Consider the following 16,805-nt stretch of genomic DNA (forward strand, 5'->3'; position numbering starts at 1 on the left):
GCGGTTTCGCGCGGCCGACTGGCCCGAGGGGCGTCGGGAGTGCTGCGCGGGGGGCCGCCGGAGCTGGGTGGCCGTCACTTGGAACCCCCGATACGGCGGGTGAAGGAGTAGTTGATGAGTGTCCCGATGAGGATCAGTGCGAACAGCAGCCACGAGGCCGCGGCGGCGTAGCCGAAGTCGAAGTCGCGGAACGCCTCCTTGACGATGAACATCGCCACGGTCTGGTACTGGCCGGTGGCGCCGCCGCTCATCGTCGGGTTGCCGTCGAACATGACCGGCTCGGTGAACAGCGTCAGGCCGCCGATGGTGGAGATGAAGACGACGAAGATGATCGTCGGGCGGAGCATCGGGATGGTGATCTGCCAGAACTGCCGCCTGGGCGTGGCACCGTCGATGGCGGCGGCCTCGTAGAGGTCCTTGGGGATGGTCTGCATGGCGGCGAGCAGGATGATCGAGTTGTAGCCGGTCCAGCGCCAGTCGATCATCGTGGAGATCGCGATCCACGCGGACCACTTCTCGTTCTGCCAGTTGATCGCGTCGACCCCGAAGAAGCTCAGGAACCAGTTGATCATGCCGTAGTCGCGCCCGTAGAGCTGGGTGAAGACGACGGCGACGGCGACGACGGAGGTGATCAGCGGCAGCAGTACGCCGAGGCGGAAGAAGAGCCGTCCCCGGATGCGCTTGTTGAGCGCGTTGGCCAGCAGGAGGGCCAGGACGAGCTGCGGGATCGTCGACATGACGAACATGCCGAGGGTGTTGATCACCGCGTTCCAGAAGGCCTCGTCGGTGATCAGCTCGATGTAGTTGTCGAGGCCGACGAGGGTCTTGTCTCCGGCGAGCTCCCAGTCGTGCAGGGAGACCCAGAGGGTGTAGCCGAGGGGGAAGACGCCGAAGATCGCGAAAAGCAGGAAGTACGGGGATACGAGGAAGTAGGGGGTCGCCCGGAGGTCGAAGCGGGACCACCCACCGCCCTGCTTCGGTCCGCGGCGCCCGCCGGACCGGCGAGGGCTGGGCCGTGGCGGCGCGGCCGGGGAGTCGACGTGCAGTGTCATCGGTCAGAGCCTTTCAGCGGGGGCAGGCGACCGGCCCGGCTGCGGGATCGCCGCAGCCGGGCCGATGCGGGTCGGTACGGGGATCAGCCCGCTGCCTTGACGCCGGCCTCAAGGAACTTGGTCCAGGCCTGGTCGTAGGGGACCGAGCCCTGGTCCATGCCCTCAAGCACCTTCTCCACCGCGGTCTTGACCTGGGCGTGCTTCTCGCCGAGGAACACGGGCAGCAGGTCCTTGACCGAGGCACCGAAGATCTGACCGGTCGGCGCGTCGTTGAAGAACGGGTTCTTCAGGTCGGCGACCGCCGGGTCCTGCTGGGCGGGGATGGAGCTCGGGAAGGCCGCGGCCTCCTGGAAGGCCATGACGTGGCCCTCCTTGCCGGTGAGGTAGTTCAGGACCTCGGCGGCCTCCTTGGGGTGCTTGCTCTGCTTGGGAATCGCGAGGTAGGAGCCACCCCAGTTGCCCGCGCCGCCGGGCACGGACGCGACGTCCCACTTGCCCTTGTTGTCGTCGCCGGCCGCACCGGAGACCACGCCGAGCATCCAGGCCGGGCAGCCCATGGTCGCGAAGGCGCCCTTCTTGATCGCGGCGTTCCACGGCGGGGTGAACGAGGCCAGCTTGGCGGTCAGGCCCGCCTCGCTGAAGTCCTTCACCGTGTCGAAGGAGGTCTTGATGGCCGGGTTGCTCTCGATGATGAGCTGGTTGCTCTTGTCGAAGTAGGCGACGTTGCCGTTCTTCGGCGCCTCCTGCGACAGGATCACGTTGTAGAGCGTGTTCGGGCCGTCGAGGAACTTGGGGTCGGTCTTGCCGGGGTTGGCGGCCTTGAACTTCTCGCCGATCGCCTTGAAGGCGTTCCAGTCCGGCCAGAGCTTGCCGACCTCCTCGCGGTCGGTGGGCAGGCCCGCCTTCTCGAACAGGTCCTTGCGGTAGCACATGGTCATGCCACCGATGTCGGTGCCCAGCGCGAAGAGCTTGTTGTCGGCGTTGATGCCGTTGTCCCACTTCGCTGCGGGGAAGTCGGCCTTACGGCTGTCCAGCCCGTACTCGGCAAGGTCGGTGAAGAACTGCGGGCGGGCCTTCATGAGACCCATCGCGCCCTCGTCCAGGGCGATGATGTCGGCCGCGCCACTGTTGGCCTGCAGGCGCTGGAGCAGCTGCGGAAGATAGACGTCCTCGAAACGGTCGGTCAGGTTCTGGTACTTGACCTGGATGTTCGGGTTCGCCGCGTTCCACGTCTCCACGGCCTTGTCGTAGCCGAAGTTCTCACCGCCGCCGAAGGTGTGCACGGTGATGGTTACCGGCTCGGCCGGGGCGGAGGAACCGCCCTCCGCGGCGGGTGCCGCCGGCTCGCTGGAGCTGCATGACGTGATGGCCAGGGCGGTGGCCGCCATGACCGCGACGGCGGCGAGCTTGCCGTGTCGCTTGTTGTTCAACATTCCGGACCCCTCTCAGGTGGTCGCCCGAATTTCATTGGGAGGCGACATCGCGGACCGGTCCCCGACAAACGCGGTCGTCGCGACGAGATCGTTCCTCAATGTGCTTTTGGGAGCGCTCCCACGAAGAGTGGACGATAGGCAACCAGGACGTCAATATGCCGAAACTCAACCGTTACATCCGGTCGCTTTAGGTGGGACTTTTGGTATGAAAAATGTACATACCTCCCACAAGGGTGATTGGGAGCGCTCCCACCTCACGGGCATACCAGTTGGGGCATTTCGTGGTCGCGCGGGGCTCGCGGGAAGAGCGGAGGGGGCAAGATGGAACGCCGTCAGGGGCACCGCTCGTTCGAGCGGTGCCCCTGGAAGCGTGAGGGCCGCACGCGTTCACCGGCGAGGGGGCCGGGCGGCGGCCAGGGGTCGGCTGGGAGTCAGTCCGAGTAGACCGGGTAGCCGTAACCGACGATCTGGGAGACGGGCCTGACACGCTCCTCGACGACACCGTTGCCGGTGTTACCCTCGATCGTGGTGATCGTGCCGTTCCCGTTGTCCTTCTTCACGAAACCGACGTGGTCGATGCCCTCGATGCTCTTGCCGCCGGCCCAGTCGAAGTAGACGACGGCGCCGGGGGTGGGGGTGGTGCCCCAGTGTCCGTTGTTCTTGAACCACTTGGCGTGGGTGACGGTGTAGGCGTCCCAGCCCATCGTGGGGCGGATGCCGGCCGTCTCGCCGACCCAGGAGACGAACATCGCGCACCAGGGGGCGTTGGCGTACTCGTACACGCTCTTGCCGCCGTCGCGGGCCATGGTCTCCATGGCGCGGGGGCTCGACATGTACCAGGAGTGGAACTTGGTTCCGCCGCCCCGGGAGTTCTCGCGGACGCCGATCTGCTTGGAGGCGATGTCAAGGACCTGGGCGGCCGAGACCTTGGGGAGGCCTTCGGCCACGACCTGCAGGGGGGTCTTCGCGGCACTGGTGCCCTGCGCGCGGGTGTCGGCGGGCGGTGCGTTCACGACACTGTGACTGTCGGCCAGGGCCGCGCCGGTGGTGCCGGTCGCCAGAACGGCGCAGGCGCCCAGGATGGCGCAGGCGGCGCGGGGGGTGGAGGTGAGGCGATGCTTGGTCATGTGGGGGTTCGGCTCCTTGCTTCGCTTCCATACCGCCTACCGGGTTAGCTGACGGGTTCGGGCTGGGAAGTGCCCTACGACGCATGAGTGCGTTGATTCACCCCAGGAACGTGGTTCCCCGGTTCCGCAGACTTCGCGGATTCGGCGGCCGTGCTCACCGATGGCGGAGGGTTCCGCCGGGTGGAGCACGGTCGGGCAATGTGACGGCAATGCACAGACCTGTATAGACCTAGACAATTGCCATGAACAGGACGAACGTACGACAACAGGGCAGACGATTACAAGTAGGACACATTGCTCTGACTTGGTAATACGTCCCAAATGAGGGGGTACGGCAGGGGGCCGCCGGGCGGGGGAAAGGAAGTCGATCATGTCCCTCCGACGTCGGGCGCGTCTTCCCGCGGGGATGGGGAGGGTGTCCGGGATCCCCCGTGTTCACGGCGATTCGGGCTTACCGGGCCCGCCCGCGAAGCGTCGGCCCGGGCGTGCTATCGCGCGAGGAGGAAGGCCTCCATCGAAGATCTTGTGCTCGCCATATTTTCGAACAAATATTCGATAGTAAAAAGTATGCGGACGGTAGGGGTTCTCCCATGAAAGGGCCGGAGAGCGCACGCGGGATCCGTCGGCTCGCGACCATGCCCGGAGGTCCTCCCAACCTCCAGAGGGCTGCGGTTCGAGTTCGGGGCCGACGCCTCCCCGCCCGACGACCTGGTCGACGGACATCCGGTCGTATCCGACCTCGGACGGCGGCCACGGAAAGGCGGAGGCCGGAAAGATCATCTGCAGTCGCGCGTGGTCGGCTGTTCATCCGCAGTTCCCTGCTCCTTAAGGCCACCGGGTTAGGTTGTGCCAGTCGTGAACGGGTCATCGCCCGGCGTGGAGGACGGTCGAGACCACGCGCGGGAGCAGGATTCGGCCATCGCCTGGGTGGAATCCCCGCTGCAGATGCTCTGCGCGGTGGAGGCCCACCACGCCGGGCTGCTCGGCGTCCGCAGCCATCTCGTCCCCCGGGCGAAACTCCGCCCGCTGGCCGTGACAGGCCGCGAACTCGGCCGCCTCACCCTGCCGAGAGGGCTTGAGCTCACCCCGGCACGCCCGGACATGCCCCGGCCTCGCCGGGGTGAGACCTGGGCGGTGGGTGACGCCTTCTCCGGCAAGGTCCAGTTCCGCTGGCTCACCGCGTCCCCCGGCCGGATCGTGATCGTCGACGACGGGCTCGCCACCATCAGGCTCCTGGAACTGCTCACCGGCAGAGCGGGAACGCCCCTGCTGAGGGCGAGGGGGAAGGCGGGAGGGCTCAGGACCGTCCTCGCCACGGCGGCCGGGCTCAGGCTGCGCGCCGCCGCCCGTGCGGGGCGGTTGTCGATCTTCACCGCGCTGCCGGTGCCCTCCGACCTGGCGAAGGCCGTACGTGCCAGGGGAGTCGAGCTGGTCACCCACGACTTCGCCTGGCTGCGATCCCAGCCGCTGCGAAGGCCCCGTCCCGCCGAGCGCACCGTCGTCCTCGGCACCTCGCTGGTCCGCAACGGCCTGATCCACCGCGAACGCTACTTCGGCTGGCTGGCCGGGCTCGGATCGGCCGAGCCGGTGGCCTACTTCCCGCACCGCCGCGAGGACCCCGGCGACCTGGCCCGGGTCGGGGAACAGCCGGGAATCACCGTCTACGACGGCGGGATCCCCGCCGAGATGACCCTGCGCGGCCTGGCCGCCGAGCAGCGGGTGCTGAGCCTGCCGTCCACCGCGGTCACCTCCCTGCGGGTCCTGCTCTCGGCCCGGGGAGTCGCCGTGGAGACGGTGGACGTTCCCGACGAGTGGTGGACGGCCGAGGCGGCGCCGTCACTGCGCTCCCACCTGTCGAGGTTCGCCCATCACGACACGGGCGTCACCGGGTCATGACCCGACGGCCGAGGCCGGGCGGGCTCGCCGCTCGCGCTACGCACACCGTGCCCGCACACGAAACCGGGGGATTCCCCGTCGGAGGTTCTCTTTGAAGGTCCTGGCCGTGGCCGACTCCGACTCCTACCTGAAGTGGGCGGCCTGCCTGCTGCGGGACCTGCCCGCGGGCTGTGAGTCGGAACTGGCGGTCGTCCGCACCCCCATCACTCCGTCGCCGGCGCAGATCCACGCCGCCGTGGCCGGTTCGGCGGCAGACCCGCCGGTGCTGTCGGCCCGCGCGCTGCGCCGGGCCGCCGAGCGATTCAGGCCCGACGTGGTGCTCGTCGCCTGTACGGGACCCGTGGTGGACGTGCTGACCGCAGACGTGCTGACCGGGCTGCGGTTCCGGCCGGTGTTCGTCTCGGGGCTGCCGGGCATCTCCGTACCCGCCACCGAGAAGGCGTGGCTGTTTCGCAGCGGATGCGACCTGTTAGTGCTGCACAGCGGCCGGGAGATCGAGGAGTTCTCCGAGATCGGCGTCAGGCTGGGCGGGGGCGGCCAGATCGGGCTGGCCAGGTTGCCGTTCCTGCGCGGTGACGCGGAGATCGCCGCCACCGGGCCGCGCGACCGGGTGGTGTTCGCCACCCAGGCCAAGGTGCCCAAACGCAGGGAGGAGCGCGAACGCGTCCTGCTCGCCCTGGCCGAGCTGGCCGGAAGGCGGCCCGACCTGGACGTCGTCGTCAAGCTCCGGGCCCTGGACACCGAGCGTCAGACCCACAACGAGCGCTACCACTACCAGCGCCTGTGGCAGTCGCTCGCCGAGGAGGGCCGGGTGCGCGCCGGGGCCGTGCGCTTCGCGGTGGGACCCATGCACGAGCACCTGGCCCACGCGGCCGGCTTCGTCACCGTCAGTTCGACCGCCGCGCTGGAGGCGATCGCCCAGAAGGTACCGCTCCTGGTGCTGTCGGACTTCGGGGTCGGCGCCGAGATGATCAACCTGGTCTTCGAGGACAGCGGCCTGCTCGGCACCCTCGACGACCTCTCCGCCGGGCGCTTCCTGCACCCGGACGACGCCTGGTGCAAGGTCAACTACTTCCACCCCGGTGGCGAGAGCGACTGGGTGTCGCGGATGGTCTCCCTGGTCGGAAGGGCCCGCTCCGGGCGCCTCGTCCCGGCGAAGTCCCTGCTCGAAGGTCCCGAGTACGCCGCCGCCCGCCGCCGCGCCCGCATGCGCGTGGAGGTGCCGCCGAACATGCTGCGCGTCGGCTACCGCGCCAAGCGCCGGATGCGCCGCTATCTCAAGGGGTTCGGCCGGATCTAGAGCGCCGGTCGAACAAGGACCGGGTGATGTCCGGCCATCGGGTAAAACCACAGGTCGCAACGGATCGGCCTGGCCGCATCCGATGTCGATCAACGCTCTGCGCGGTTACCCGACCGGCTCTCTAGGGGGAGCGCCTTCGACAGGCGGTCGCGGAGCCTGCCCAGCGGGCTCCGCTCCCTGGGGGCGGCGGCAGGGGGAGCGGTGATCAGATCCAGGGAGCCGAGGCGCCGGCGTTTGAAGTAGCGGGCGGGGCCGTGCGCCTCCAGGTAGGCGGCGGCGCTCTCGCGCAGCCCCGGATACACCTCGGCCCGCATGCAGTAGCCGACCGCGCTCACCAGGGCGGGAAGATCCACCGGCGGCGGTTCCTCCAGCGAGCCGTCCGCCGACAGGCGCGGCAGCAGGGCGTCGGCGATGGTGGCCGGGATCCGGTTGCTGTTCTCGTACGGGGTGAGACGATCCAGGACCGATTCGACGCCCGACGTCGCCACCGGGAGCCCGAAGTACCGGCTCGCGGTGATCAGGGCGGTGGAGAAGCAGCCGACCACGAGCTCGGGCCTCAGCGCGGCGAAGCACGACTCGGCGGGTACGGTCTCCGCCACCACGTCGAGCTCGACGCCCAGCTCGGCGGCCGTCTCGCGCAGTCGCTGGGCGTGCCTGCGCCCGGCGGCCGGGTGGGGCTTGAACAGCACGCTGCGAAACCCCCGGGCGACGAGGCCGCCCAGCATGTCGGCGTGCAGTCGCGCCTCCTCCTCGGGGGTGAGGATGCCGAGGGCGGACAGGTACTGCCCGAGAATCATCGCCCGCCCCGAACGCGCGTCCCCGGCCTCCCCGCCGACCTTCCCGATCACGTCGAGGAAGGCCCGGCCGGGAAGGGACTCGGCGGGAACCCCGTACTCCGACAGCAGCAACGGCGTGAGGCCGGGTACCAGGTCGAGGTGGAGCAGGCGCGTGATCCGCCCGGAGATCTCCAACGGCAGCGGGTCGCGGGTCGGGCCGTAGCTCATCAGGCCGTCGGAGTAGACCGTGATCGGACAGTCCCTGACCAGCCCTCCCAGGGTCCTGGCCGGGGGGACCGCGACGGACTCCAGGATCAGCTCGGCGGGACCGTCATCCAGGGACAGACGCGAGGCGACCATGCGGCTCAGCATCGGCACCTCGATGACGCGAGCCCTCCAGTCCGAGGGGTGCAGCGGGGCGATGATCTCGTTCCACGAGTGGAGTTCGTCGAAGTGCGGGCGCAGCGCGGCAAAACCGGCCGCCTCGTCCAGGGGCGGGGTGATCTCCGGGATGGCCGCGTTGTTGGACACCAGCAGGATCCGGCGCCCTTCGCGGGGACCGAAGCGGCCGTCGTCGATCGCCGCCGCCAGTGTCATCGCGCCGAACAGGGTCGAGGCGTAGAACAGCTGCGTCATCAGCCCTCCAGGAGTCTGCGCAGGACCTGGTCACGTTCTGGATCCAGGCGGATCTCGGCGAGCAGATCCGAGGGGAGGCGCCTCAGGGCCGCGGCGCCACGCTCCTCGAAGCGGGCGCGCAGCTCGGGGGAGAACCGCTCGCCCGTCTCCAGGTGGTGGGCGAGAAGCGCGAGGAACATCCGCGCCGCCTTGGGGGTGAACTCCTCCTCCAGGCCCGCGAAGACCAGGTCGAAGGCGTCGAAGAAGTGCAGCTGCCTCGCGTCGCCGATCTGGGTCAGCGAGCCCGCCACCATCCGCCGGTAGAACAGCCCGGCCAGCGACACCACCGCGAAAGAAGCCGCCTCACGGTGCAGCCGCCAGATCCACGGCCTGTCCTCGGCGGTGTGCAGGTGCCCTGGGAAGGTCAGCAGCTCGCCGAGGTCGCGGCGGTAGATCCCCGCCCACGCGTACGGGTAGTCGACCATGGTCTTCGACCCGGCGGGCAGGATGTGGTCGCGCGGCTTCACCACCACCTCCCGGGTGGCGAGCGGCGCCCGGTGGACCGTCCGTTTCCTGCCCTCCACCTGGACGTGGTCGACCCGGACGAAGTCGCAGCCGAGCCGCTCGATCGCCCCGACCAGGCTCTCCAGGTATCCGGGCGCGAGCCAGTCGTCGCCGTCCATGAAGGTCAGATAGCGGCCGGAGGCCAGCGAGACCCCGAGGTTGCGTGCGTCGGCCAGCCCGGCCGGCGCCTCGTTGCGCAGCACGACCAGCCCCGGCAGGTCGTCGCGGAAGTCCTCGATGATCTGCCCGGTCGCGTCCGCGGAGCCGTCGTCCACCACGATGAACTCGAAGTCCCTGCGCGCGTTCCTGGTCAGCGAGGTCAGCGCGTCACCGATGTAGCCCTCCGCGTCCCGCACCGGAACCACCACCGACAACTTGATCAACTTAACCCTCCCATCCCCACCTCAACCACCCCAACAACCCCCTCACTCCCTCCCAACGGACCCCCCTCACCTCCCCCCTGACGGGACTCCCCGTGAGGCCGCGCCGACGACTGGACCGAGGAGAGGGAGGTCGCGAGGAACGAGCGATCTTCCTCGACGAGGGAAGGAGTCGGGTAAGAGCGGCCTCACCGCGACGCGTTAGCGTCGCAAACAAACAGGAGTCGGGTAAGAGCGGCCTCACCGCGACGCGTTAGCGTCGCCATGTAGCAGCGCCATTTACACCTTGACTCGCCGCAGCCGCGACTTGGGAGCCTCCTCGCCGGGGAAGACGCGCTTGACGCCGTCGCCCAGGGCGGTCTCGATGATCCGGATGTCGCGGACCAGGTGCTCCAGCCCGGCCGGTTCCAGGGAGGCGGCGTGGTCGGAGCCCCACATGGTGCGGTCGAGCGTGATGTGCCGTTCCACGGTCACCGCGCCCAGGGTCACCGCCGCGAGCGAGATCTGCAGGCCGCGCTCGTGGCCCGAGTAGCCGACCGGCACGCCGTACCGCTCCTGGAGGGTGATGATCGTGCGGAGGTTGGCCTCCTCGGGAGGCAGGGGGTAGGTGGAGGTGGCGTGCATCAGGACCAGCTTGGAGGTGCCGATGATCTCCACCGCCCGGTCGATCTCCTCCAGCGTGGACATGCCGGTGGACAGGATGATCGGCTTGCCGGTCGCGGCGAGCGCGCGGAGCAGTTCCAGGTCGGTCACGCTCGCCGAGGCGACCTTGTGGGTGACCACGTTCATGGACTCCAGGAACTCCACCGACGGCACGTCCCACGGCGAGGCGAACCAGTGCAGCCCGCGCTCCTGGCAGTACTTGGCGATCTGGGTGTACTCGTCCAGGCCGAACTCGGTCCTGATCTTGTACTCCATGTAGGTCATCTCGCCCCAGGGCGTCTGCCGGATCTGGTCGCGCTGCTCAAGCGGCACGCAGATCTCCGGCGTGCGCTTCTGGAACTTGACCGCCTGGCAGCCCGCCTCGGCCGCCACGTCGATGAGCCTGCGCGCGATGTCCAGGTCGCCGTTGTGGTTGATGCCGATCTCGCCGATCACGTAGACCGGCTGCCCGGTGCCGACCAGCGCGTCGCCGATCTGGACGGGCCTGGCGGTCGGGGTGAGCCGCAGCTCGGCGCGCGGCGCGGGGGCGACGGCGACCTCGTCCACCGGGCGGGCCGCGAGGACGCGGTCACACAGCTCCCGTACGGCCCCGGCGCCTCCTGGCCTGGTCAGCACGGTCCTGGCGGCGGCGCGGACCTTGGGGTGGGCGTCGGGGACCGTGACGGGCCAGCCGACGTCGCTCATCGGGCCCAGGTCGTTGACGTCGTTGCCGACGTACGCGACGCGGGCCGGGTCGATCCCCTCGATGGCGAGCCAGTCGCGCAGCACGGTCCGCTTGTCGGTGAGGCCCTGCAGCACGGGCACGCCCAGCTTGCGGGCACGGGCCGCGACCACCGGGTTGTGCTCGGTGGACATGATCATCAGCTTGACGCCCGAGCGGCGCAGCAGCGAGATGCCCATGCCGTCGGAGCGGCTCACCGTGACCATCTCGCGGCCGTCCTGGTCGACGTAGGCGCGGTCGTCGGTGTGCACGCCGTCGAAGTCGGTGATCACCGCGTCCACGTCGATCGGCTCGGGCTCGTCGACGAAGGGGGCGAGCGCCCGTACGATCTCCAGGTCCTCGGGGGTGTCGATCTCGATGGCGTGGCGCGAGGGCACCTGCTGCACGGCGACGGAACCGAAGAAGCGGTGGCCGTGTTCGCGCAGGCCCTCGGTGCGCATCACGTAGAACGCGCCGGTCTCGCGGAAGTGCGGCTCGCGATCCTGGCGGCGGGGGCGGTAGGACGGGTCGTGGTTCACACCCGCGCCGGCGGCGTCCCAGAGGAACTCGTGGGTCTCCAGCCCGGAGAACACCACGTCGGCGCTGCCGTCCAGGACCTTGGCGATCGCGCCGTCCAGGTCGGCGGGGTCGATGAACGCGCTGGTGCACTGCACCAGGATGACCACGTCGGGGACGTCGGGGACGTGGTCGAGCGCGTGGAGCACAGCGGACTCGCTGGAGGCGGTCGAGCCGCTCAGTTCTCCCGGCCTGTCGATCACGGTCGCGCCCGCGGCGCGGGCGACTTCGGCGATTCCCTCGTGATCGGTGCTGACCACGACCTCGTCGACCAACTCGGCGCGCACGCAGGCTCGTACCGCACGGGCGACCAGGGGAGTGCCGCCTACCGCGGCCAGGTTCTTCAGGGGGACCCCCACCGAACCTCCACGGGCGGGGACAACGGCCAGGACTCGCAAGGTGGCTCCTCATGACATACGGCGAACGCCCCTGAGCTGGGGTGTCATAGGAACCTAGCCACGGGGATGGACCGGAAAGGGGTGTCTGAGCTGAACGTCCAAAGTCGCCAGTCTTAACTTTCCGCGCCGCCGGGAGACCCAGCCGGGAGCGGAGGCCGCCGCGTGGATTCTCAGGCCGCCGCGCCGATGGAGCTCATGAGCATGGGAAGCGAGCGTTCGAGGCCGCGGCGCCAGTAGGGCCAGGAGTGGGTACCGGGGCCGTAGAAGTCGACCGCCACATCGACGCCGTTCGCCTTGGCCCGCTCGACGAAGGTCACGGCCTGGAGGAACAGGGAGGCCTCGCCCTCGTCGCGCGCCTCGGAGACGTCGTCCAGCGGGCCAGGGGCGCCGTCGCCACTGGAGACGAAGAGCCGTACCCCGCGCAGCGCGCCGGTGAGGTCGGCCGGGTTGTGGGCGGCCCACTCCGGATCCCGAGGGGGACCCCAGAGCTTCACGGATTTCTCGTCGTACTGCCCGAGCAGCCAGTCGACGCCGCCGTTGCCGTCGCGGGTGTGCAGCACCCCGGAGAAGGAGGCCGCGGCCTGGAACATGCCGGGGTGGCGGGCCGCGTACGACATCGCCCCGAACCCGCCCATGGACAGCCCCGCCACCGCCCGCCGGTCTCCGGCGCCGTAGTCGCGCTCCAGGATGGTCCGTACCTCGGTGAGGTGGAAGGTCTCCCAGCCGGGGCCCTCGCGCCAGTCGGAGTAGAAGCCGACGGTGCCTCCCTCGGGGACGACCACGAGTGCGCGGTAGCCGGAGGTGAGCTCCGCGGCGCCGCCCTTGGTGATCCAGGTGTCGTAGCCGGACTGGCAGCAGCCGTTCAGCAGATACAGCACCGGCCACGGACCCGAGCCCGGCGCCCACCCCTCGGGCAGCAGGACCCTCACCCTGCCCTCGCGGCCGAGCGCGGCGGAGGTGACGGTGAGCTCGTGGTCGCGCTCGCCCACCTTCTTCACCGCGACGGCGGAGGCTCGGGTGTCCTCTTTGCCGTACGTGCCTGTCGAGGACGGTGGCAGCAGTGCGAGCAGCACCGCCCCGACCGCGACGGCGGCCAGCAGGAGCACTCCCAGACGTACAGCGGTGCGGTTCACGCCGCCAATCCTGCCGCCTCCCGCTGATCGCGTGAAGCCTACTTGCCGTACCGGGCCCGAAGCGGTGTCCTCTCGCGGAGGCGCTGGAGCTCATGGTCGATGTGGCTCGGCTGATCCGGATCATCCGTTCGTATCGATTCCGGCGACGCGTGGGGCTTCGCGAGCCGGTGGTCCGAGAGCCGGTCGGAGGGGCAAAGTCCTGGTCAAACGGCGTTACGGCTCGTGTGAGGCAGGGGATTGGCGGGATATGTCGTGATTTGTGGAGGCTGCCATGGCGAGGACAACCACCACCGCTTCGAACGGCAGGGCGCGTGGCAGGGCGAAGGGGGAGCAGTTGCCGCCGCACATCACCGTGCCGGTGATCGGGACGTTGACCCTGCCGCCGCCGGACCGGCTGGTCTTCTACGGGGTGCTGGGCGCTCTGGGGGCGCTGGGGGTCATCGAATGGCCCGTCGCGCTCGTCGTGGGGTTCGGCCACTACCTGTCGGAACAGCGGCGGTTCCCGATGTTGCGGCAGGCGGGGGAGGCCGCGGAGGCGGCGTAGCCGGGAACGCGGACGCCCCCGCCGGGACACGAGACCGGGGTGACGGTGATGGCGCCTCTCGGCGAACTCGCGGGACAGGGCTGGGCACAGGTGGGAATGTTGCTCCTCGCCTTCGTGCTCTCGGCCCTGATCGGCCTTGAGCGGGAGGCCCGCCAGAAGAGCGCGGGCCTGCGTACTCACACCCTGGTCGGCTTCGCAGCCGCTCTGATCATGCTGGTGTCGAAGTACGGCTTCTCTGATGTTCTGGGGGATAACGTCACGGTCGATCCGTCCCGGGTGGCCGCCCAGATCGTGTCCGGTATCGGCTTCATCGGCGCGGGCCTGATATTCGTCCGCGGTGACGCGGTCCGGGGCCTCACCACCGCCGCGGCGGTCTGGCTCACCGCCGGGGTGGGGATGGCGGCGGGGGCCGGGCTGTGGCTGCTGGCGGTCATCGTGACCGCCGGATACCTCGTGACGGTGTTGGTCCTCACGCCGCTGGCCGACCGGCTTCCCGGGTCCAAGTACGCACCCTCGCGGTTCCGGCTGACCTACCTCGGCGGCCGGGGCGTGCTGCGGTCGGCACTGGCCGAATGCACGAACCGGGGGTTCGGTGTGGACGAACTCTCGGTCGACCGGCGCAGCGAGGGCCAGAGCCCGGCCGTCGTCTCGCTCTGGCTCACCGTGCACGGCGTCGGGTCGACAACGGAGCTGACCACGGCGCTCTCCGAGATCGACGGGGTGCTCGCCGTGGTGAGCCGGGACACCGACGCGGCGGCGTCCTGAACCGCGGTCGTGCGCCTTCGGGGTCCCCGGTGTGGTCGCGACCGCCGCGCTCGTCGCCCTACGGGAGATCGTGAAGGCGCAAGGGTCCGCATTGACAGGCAACTAAAAGGTTGCCTATATTCCGACATGCATCCGAATGGTTGCCTAACTCTGTGAGACAGCATGGACGCGGTATTCAAAGCACTCGCCGACGCCAGTCGCCGGAGGCTGCTCGACAGTCTCAACCGGCACAACGGCCAGACCCTGCGCGAGCTGTGCGCGGGGCTGGACATGACCCGGCAGGCCGTGACCAAGCACCTGTCCGTCCTGGAGGCGGCCCACCTGGTGGAGACGGTCAGACGCGGCAGGGAGAAGCTCCACTACCTCAACGCCGCGCCCATCAACGAGATCGCCGACCGGTGGATCGGCCGCTACGACCGCGAGCGGGCGCGTGCGCTCGCCGACCTGAAACGAGCCCTGGAGGGTACGGACGTGTCCGAGACCAGCTTCGTCTACATCAGTTACATCAGGACCACGCCGGAGCGGCTGTGGGAGGCCCTGACCAGCACGGCCTTCATCACCCGCTACTTCGGTGGTGGGGGCCCGCGCTCCGACTGGACGCCGGGCGCCCCGGTCGAGTGGAAGGTCACCGCGGACGGCGAGTACAACGACTGGGGCCAGCGGGTGCTCGAGGCCGACCCCGGCAAGCGCCTGTCGTACACCTGGCACAACTACGAGCAGGAGGTGGCCGACATGTTCGGATGGAGCGACGAGAAGCTCGCCGAGCTCAGGAAGGAGCCGATCTCGAAGATCACCTTCGAGATCGAACCCGCCGGTGGGGCCACGGTCAAGCTGATCGTGACCCATGAGGGACTCGTCGCGGGCAGCGAGATGATCAAGGGCGTCAGCGAGGGCTGGCCCGAGATCCTGTCGAACCTGAAGACCTTGCTGGAATCGGGCGAGACGCTGCCGCTCGGCTAAGGGCCGGAGCGGCCTCCGCGGATGTCCGGTGGCCTGCCCCGATTTGCCGGGAAGGCCGCGAGCCTGACGGGGGCCGGCTCGCGGACCGTCCCATCGGGCCGTGCCCGAGTGCCGGTCCCCCGTGGGACGTACGGCGGGTTACTCCCAGCGAAAGAACACGGCCGCGACGCCGCTGCCGAGCACGATGGCGGCGGCGAGGCCGATCAGGTTGGAGGCCTCGATGGGCGCGCCGATCCAGGCGGCAGACAGGGCCTGGCTCCCGGCGCCGAACGGCAGCCACTGCCCGATCGTCGCGATCACCTCCGGGAGGTTGCCGCGCCCGCCGAACATGCCGCCGGTGGCGCCCAGCACGAAGAAGACGACCAGGCCGATCGCGACGGAGGAGTTCGGGGTGGGCGAGAGCGCTGCGACGGTCAGACCCAGGGCGTACATGGCGGCCACCGTCAACGCCAGCACAACGAGCGCCGCGCCGACGCGCACCGGGGGGTGGGCGCCGAACGCCAGCAGGGCGAGGATCCAGGCGGCCGCGATACCGAGGGCCATCTGCAGGACGCCGGCGGCCGCCTGGGCGACGAGGACCAGCGCGGGCGAGGCGGGCGTCACCCCCAGGCGTCGCAGGATGCCGCTGCGACGGTAGTAGGCCAGGAAGCTCGGCATGTTGACGATGCCGGTCGTGGCCACGACCATCGTGAACACCAGCGGCAGCACGTAGACGTCGAACGCCGTGCGACCGTGCGCGATCGCCTCCCGGCCGGCGGACGAGGCGTTCATCACCAGGATGAGCATGGGCAGGCCGATCGGCACGATCAGCCCGGCGGTGTCGCGGACGACCATCTTGAGCTCGCAGATCAGCAGTGCCGCCCAGGCCCGCGGGCCCGGGCGGTGGACGGTGATGTCCGTCATCGGACCGTCTCCTCCCTCGTGTCGAGCACGGTGTCGAGCTTGGTGTCGAGCACGGTGTTGTCGAGCCGGTGTCCGGTCAGCGCGAGGAAGGCGTCGTCGAGGCCGGCCTGCTCGCTGCGCGTCTCGGCCGCCGCGACGCCCGCGTGCACGAGCGCGACGCTGACGGCCTGGAGCAGCTCACCGCGGCCCTCGACGACGACGCGGTCGCCTTCGGCATGCACCCGGTCGACCCCGTCGAGTCCTTCGAGCAGCCCGCTCGGCACAGGGGTGATCGCGCGGAAGGTGACCCGCTGGACGAACCCGGCCCTTCGCACGAGCCCCGAGGGCGAGTCGAGGGCGACGACCCGGCCCTCGTCGAGCAGCGCGACCCGGTCGCACAGTCGTTCGACCTCCTCCATGGTGTGGCTGACGAGCAGGACGGTCACGCCGGACTCGCGCAACCGCTCAAGGGTCGACCACATCTGACGGCGCGCCTCGGGGTCGAGGCCGGTGGTGAGCTCGTCGAGGATCACCACCCGGGGCCGTCCGACGAGGGCGAGCGCGATCGACAGTCGCTGCTGCTGGCCGCCGGAGAGTTTCTCGAAGCGGGTGCGCCGGGAGGTGGTCAGGCCGACCGACTCGATCAGGTCGTCGGACGGTAGCGGGTCGCGGTAGAAGGTCCCGTACAGGTGGACCAGCTCGGTGACCGTGAGCGCGGAGTGCAGGACGGCCTCCTGCAGCTGGACCCCGAGGACCTGGCGCAGCCGGGCCCGGTCTCGCCGGGTGTCCAGGCCGAGCACGCGGACGGTGCCGCGGTCGGGTCGTCTGAGCCCGGCGATCAGCTCGACGGTGGTCGTCTTACCGGCTCCGTTGCGTCCCAGGATGCCGAAGATCTCGCCGGTGGCGACAGAAAGGCTGACCTCCTCGACGGCGACCTTGGAGCGGTAGCGCTTGTGCAGGCCGTTCGCTTCGACGGCGGGAGATGACGTTGTCGCATGCATGCCGTCGACGTTAGGAAGGGCGAGCCGTCGGCGCCTGTGC

General features: G+C 69.6%; 14 protein-coding genes and 1 riboswitch. Of the genes, 5 read left to right on the plus strand and 9 right to left on the minus strand.

Features of this window, described 5'->3' with window-relative positions; translation table 11 throughout:
• Positions 1–74 precede the first annotated feature (74 nt).
• The 3 genes from ACIBH4_RS03900 to ACIBH4_RS03910 form a co-directional block, all read right to left on the minus strand.
• Positions 75–1,052 (minus strand): sugar ABC transporter permease, encoded by a 978-nt coding sequence (locus ACIBH4_RS03900; RefSeq protein ID WP_362505728.1) that lies wholly within the window; start codon positions 1,050–1,052, stop codon positions 75–77.
• An 83-nt stretch (positions 1,053–1,135) separates the two neighbouring features.
• Positions 1,136–2,485, minus strand: a complete 1,350-nt coding sequence (locus ACIBH4_RS03905; RefSeq protein WP_362505731.1) for an extracellular solute-binding protein — start codon at positions 2,483–2,485, stop codon at positions 1,136–1,138.
• 431 nt (positions 2,486–2,916) lie between these two features.
• Entirely contained in the window at positions 2,917–3,612 is a 696-nt protein-coding gene (locus ACIBH4_RS03910) for a CHAP domain-containing protein (RefSeq protein ID WP_362505733.1), read from the minus strand.
• 18 nt (positions 3,613–3,630) lie between these two features.
• Positions 3,631–3,769: riboswitch (cyclic di-AMP (ydaO/yuaA leader) on the minus strand.
• A 698-nt stretch (positions 3,770–4,467) separates the two neighbouring features.
• On the opposite strand from ACIBH4_RS03910, the gene ACIBH4_RS03915 reads away from it, so the two are divergent.
• On the plus strand, positions 4,468–5,508 hold the full coding sequence (locus ACIBH4_RS03915) for a hypothetical protein (protein WP_362505736.1): 1,041 nt from the start codon (positions 4,468–4,470) through the stop codon (positions 5,506–5,508).
• 91 nt (positions 5,509–5,599) lie between these two features.
• The gene (locus ACIBH4_RS03920) at positions 5,600–6,808 is read left to right on the plus strand and encodes a DUF6716 putative glycosyltransferase (protein WP_362505739.1); all 1,209 of its coding nucleotides are present in this window, start codon (positions 5,600–5,602) and stop codon (positions 6,806–6,808) included.
• Positions 6,809–6,897: 89 nt separating this feature from the next.
• Here ACIBH4_RS03920 and ACIBH4_RS03925 read toward each other — a convergent pair whose 3' ends face one another.
• The 4 genes from ACIBH4_RS03925 to ACIBH4_RS03940 all read right to left on the minus strand — a co-directional run bounded on the left by ACIBH4_RS03925 (position 6,898) and on the right by ACIBH4_RS03940 (position 12,613).
• Positions 6,898–8,220 carry a polysialyltransferase family glycosyltransferase gene (locus ACIBH4_RS03925; protein WP_362765581.1) on the minus strand — a complete coding sequence of 441 codons (1,323 nt, stop codon included), beginning with the start codon at positions 8,218–8,220 and terminating at the stop codon, positions 6,898–6,900.
• Positions 8,220–9,146: a glycosyltransferase family 2 protein gene (locus tag ACIBH4_RS03930; protein ID WP_362505745.1), complete on the minus strand. Its 927-nt coding sequence runs from the start codon at positions 9,144–9,146 to the stop codon at positions 8,220–8,222. Before ACIBH4_RS03930 ends, ACIBH4_RS03925 begins: the two co-directional genes overlap by 1 nt.
• 276 nt (positions 9,147–9,422) lie before the next feature.
• Complete coding sequence (locus ACIBH4_RS03935) at positions 9,423–11,480, minus strand: N-acetylneuraminate synthase family protein (RefSeq protein WP_362765584.1); 2,058 nt, start codon at positions 11,478–11,480, stop codon at positions 9,423–9,425.
• Positions 11,481–11,650: 170 nt separating this feature from the next.
• Positions 11,651–12,613 carry an alpha/beta hydrolase family protein gene (locus tag ACIBH4_RS03940; protein ID WP_362505751.1) on the minus strand — a complete coding sequence of 321 codons (963 nt, stop codon included), beginning with the start codon at positions 12,611–12,613 and terminating at the stop codon, positions 11,651–11,653.
• 271 nt (positions 12,614–12,884) lie between these two features.
• Here ACIBH4_RS03940 and ACIBH4_RS03945 point away from each other — a divergent pair, with 271 nt between their 5' ends.
• From ACIBH4_RS03945 to ACIBH4_RS03955, 3 genes are all read left to right on the plus strand, one after another.
• A complete protein-coding gene (locus ACIBH4_RS03945; protein ID WP_362505754.1) occupies positions 12,885–13,157 on the plus strand; it encodes a hypothetical protein in 273 nt (90 codons plus the stop codon).
• Positions 13,158–13,205: 48 nt separating this feature from the next.
• Entirely contained in the window at positions 13,206–13,922 is a 717-nt protein-coding gene (locus ACIBH4_RS03950; protein ID WP_362505757.1) for an MgtC/SapB family protein, read from the plus strand.
• Positions 13,923–14,084: 162 nt separating this feature from the next.
• Positions 14,085–14,882, plus strand: a complete 798-nt coding sequence (locus ACIBH4_RS03955) for a metalloregulator ArsR/SmtB family transcription factor (RefSeq protein ID WP_362505760.1) — start codon at positions 14,085–14,087, stop codon at positions 14,880–14,882.
• Positions 14,883–15,020: 138 nt separating this feature from the next.
• Here the strand turns inward: ACIBH4_RS03955 and ACIBH4_RS03960 are convergent, their stop codons facing one another.
• Both ACIBH4_RS03960 and ACIBH4_RS03965 read right to left on the minus strand, forming a co-directional pair.
• Positions 15,021–15,785: an ABC transporter permease gene (locus tag ACIBH4_RS03960; RefSeq protein ID WP_362765587.1), complete on the minus strand. Its 765-nt coding sequence runs from the start codon at positions 15,783–15,785 to the stop codon at positions 15,021–15,023.
• A complete protein-coding gene (locus tag ACIBH4_RS03965; RefSeq protein ID WP_362765590.1) occupies positions 15,782–16,765 on the minus strand; it encodes an ABC transporter ATP-binding protein in 984 nt (327 codons plus the stop codon). The genes ACIBH4_RS03960 and ACIBH4_RS03965 overlap by 4 nt, the downstream gene beginning before the upstream one ends.
• Positions 16,766–16,805: the final 40 nt, after the last annotated feature.

It is taken from the genome of Streptosporangium sp. NPDC050284, assembly GCF_044459525.1.
Taxonomy (GTDB): Bacteria; Actinomycetota; Actinomycetes; order Streptosporangiales; family Streptosporangiaceae; genus Streptosporangium.

What these genes read in the sequence shown, in the direction of transcription:
- ACIBH4_RS03950 (WP_362505757.1), top strand. Translation starts at nt 13,206, where the DNA reads ATGGCGCCTCTCGGCGAACTCGCGGGACAGGGCTGGGCACAGGTGGGA.
- ACIBH4_RS03965 (WP_362765590.1), bottom strand. Translation starts at nt 16,765, where the DNA reads ATGCATGCGACAACGTCATCTCCCGCCGTCGAAGCGAACGGCCTGCAC.
- ACIBH4_RS03925 (WP_362765581.1), bottom strand. Translation starts at nt 8,220, where the DNA reads ATGACGCAGCTGTTCTACGCCTCGACCCTGTTCGGCGCGATGACACTG.
- ACIBH4_RS03945 (WP_362505754.1), top strand. Translation starts at nt 12,885, where the DNA reads ATGGCGAGGACAACCACCACCGCTTCGAACGGCAGGGCGCGTGGCAGG.
- ACIBH4_RS03910 (WP_362505733.1), bottom strand. Translation starts at nt 3,612, where the DNA reads ATGACCAAGCATCGCCTCACCTCCACCCCCCGCGCCGCCTGCGCCATC.
- ACIBH4_RS03900 (WP_362505728.1), bottom strand. Translation starts at nt 1,052, where the DNA reads ATGACACTGCACGTCGACTCCCCGGCCGCGCCGCCACGGCCCAGCCCT.
- ACIBH4_RS03905 (WP_362505731.1), bottom strand. Translation starts at nt 2,485, where the DNA reads ATGTTGAACAACAAGCGACACGGCAAGCTCGCCGCCGTCGCGGTCATG.
- ACIBH4_RS03955 (WP_362505760.1), top strand. Translation starts at nt 14,085, where the DNA reads ATGGACGCGGTATTCAAAGCACTCGCCGACGCCAGTCGCCGGAGGCTG.
- ACIBH4_RS03960 (WP_362765587.1), bottom strand. Translation starts at nt 15,785, where the DNA reads ATGACGGACATCACCGTCCACCGCCCGGGCCCGCGGGCCTGGGCGGCA.